At 69.6% G+C, this 1,857-nt stretch carries 3 protein-coding genes; all 3 read left to right on the forward strand.

From position 1 onward, the window contains the following. Positions 1 to 965, forward strand: a 965-nt coding sequence (locus PKE99_RS37370; RefSeq protein ID WP_271215007.1) for an LLM class flavin-dependent oxidoreductase, incomplete at its 5' end; no start/stop codon positions are given. Beyond that, positions 962 to 1,288, forward strand: a complete 327-nt coding sequence (locus PKE99_RS37375; protein ID WP_037054630.1) for an NIPSNAP family protein — start codon at positions 962 to 964, stop codon at positions 1,286 to 1,288. The genes PKE99_RS37370 and PKE99_RS37375, both read left to right, overlap by 4 nt. A gap of 254 nt (positions 1,289 to 1,542) precedes the next feature. Continuing rightward, positions 1,543 to 1,857, forward strand: a 315-nt coding sequence (locus PKE99_RS37380) for a haloacid dehalogenase-like hydrolase (RefSeq protein ID WP_271215008.1), incomplete at its 3' end; no start/stop codon positions are given.

A 1,857-nucleotide genomic window follows, 5' to 3' on the forward strand; every position in this document is an offset into this window, starting at 1 on the left:
ACGTGTTCCAGAACTATGTCGCGAACCCCAGTGCCCTGGCCTTCGCGGCGCTCGCGGCGGCCCGCACCACGCGGCTGCGGATCCTGCCCGGCGTGGTGGTGCTCCCCAGCTACAACCCGCTGCTGATCGCGTCGGAGATGGCGATGCTGGACCACCTGGCGCCGGGCCGCGTGGGTATCGGTGTGGCCCGGGGTGGCGGCCGGTACCAGCTGGACCGGATCGGGGTGGACCCCGCCAAGTCGCGGGAGATCTACGAGGAGGCGCTGGAGATCATCCGGCGGGTGTGGGTCGAGGACAACGTGACCTACGACGGCCGCTACTTCTCCTTCCCGCGCACCACGCTCGTGCCCAAGCCCGCCTCGCAGCCCGGCCCCGACCTGTGGGTCGCCTCGCAGAGCGTCGATGGCGTGCGGAAGGTCGCCGCGCAGGGGCACAACCTGCTCACCGCGCCCAACTGGGGCAACTTCGAGCCGCACGGGGACCTCGAGGCGCTGCTCGAGGCCTTCAACACCGCGGCCGCCGAGAGCGGCTCGCCACGCGGCGAGGTCATGGTCTACCGGCACACCTGGCTGGGCCGGACCGAGGCCGACGCGCTCGAGTTCTTCGACGACATGGTCAGCGAGTACAACCACTACCTCGCGCTCACCCAGACCGTCAGCCAGGGCAGCCGCGAGGACCGCCTCAAGGCGCGTGGCACGGGCGAGAAGATCGACTTCGTCGAGGCCGGCCGTGTCGTGCCGGCGAACGAGTCGCCGTCGTCGGAGAACCTGTGGGAGAAGTACTCCGACCCGGTCCTCACCACCGCGGACAAGATGATCGAGCGGTTCAAGCAGATGGAGGCGATGGGCGTCGACCACCTCGCCTGCCTCATCGCCTGGGGCCAGCCCATCGAGGCCGTCGTCGCCCAGATGGAGCTGATGGCCGAACAGGTCCTGCCCGCCTTCGCCGAAAAGGAGCAAGCGTGATCTACGAGGTCCGCGAGTACGTAGCCGCCCCGGGCCGCCTCGGAGCGGTCCTCGACCTCTTCACCTCCGCCACCATGCCGATGCTGGCCAAGCACGGCATGGAGCTGGTCAGCGCCGGCCGCACCATGATCGGCGAGCACTCCTGGGGCGAGCTCGTCTACACCCTGCGATTCGACGACCTCGCCGATCTCGAACGGAAGTGGAACGGGATGCTGGCCGACCCGGAGTGGGTCGCGGCGCTGAGCGCCGCCGAGGCAGACGGACCGCTGTTCGCGACGATGCGGCGGCGAGTCCTCGACGCCGCCCCGGTGGTCACCGCCTGAGCAGGGAGAACGAACCGGTGCTCGCCAGCGGCGCCGGGAGGAATGAGCTCATGGACCCCGAGCTGCTCAGGAAGTGAGACGTCACCGAGCTGATCGCGAACTGTCAGCGTGAGGTTCCGGAGCCCTACTACATAGACTGTGCCGGTCCGATGCGGACCGTCTCGACCGAGATGACCGCCTGGGCCTGGCGCAGTCGTCCGGCGCCCCGCCATGTCCCTCCCCGGCGGCGCGCCGAGCCACCCGCTAGGAGAAGCATGACCCGCCTGCACGTCTTCGACATGGACGGCACGCTGCTGCGTGGCGCCGCCACCGTGGAACTGTCGCGCCACCTCGGCACGTTCGAGGTCGCGGACGCCGTCGAACGGGCCTGGAACGCCGGAGAGCTGACCGACCTGCAGTTCTGGGAGTCGGTGCTGCCCCTCTGGTTGGACGCCTCCGATGCCGAGATCGACGCCGCCTTCGCAGCCGCTGCCTGGATCGAAGGCGTCCCGGAGGTCTTCGCGGACATCCGGGCCCGCGGCGAACACATCGCCGTGATCTCCCAGTCCCCGCACTTCTTCGTGCGCAGG

It is taken from the genome of Pseudonocardia halophobica, from assembly GCF_027922425.1.
Classification (GTDB): domain Bacteria; phylum Actinomycetota; class Actinomycetes; order Mycobacteriales; family Pseudonocardiaceae; genus Pseudonocardia; species Pseudonocardia halophobica.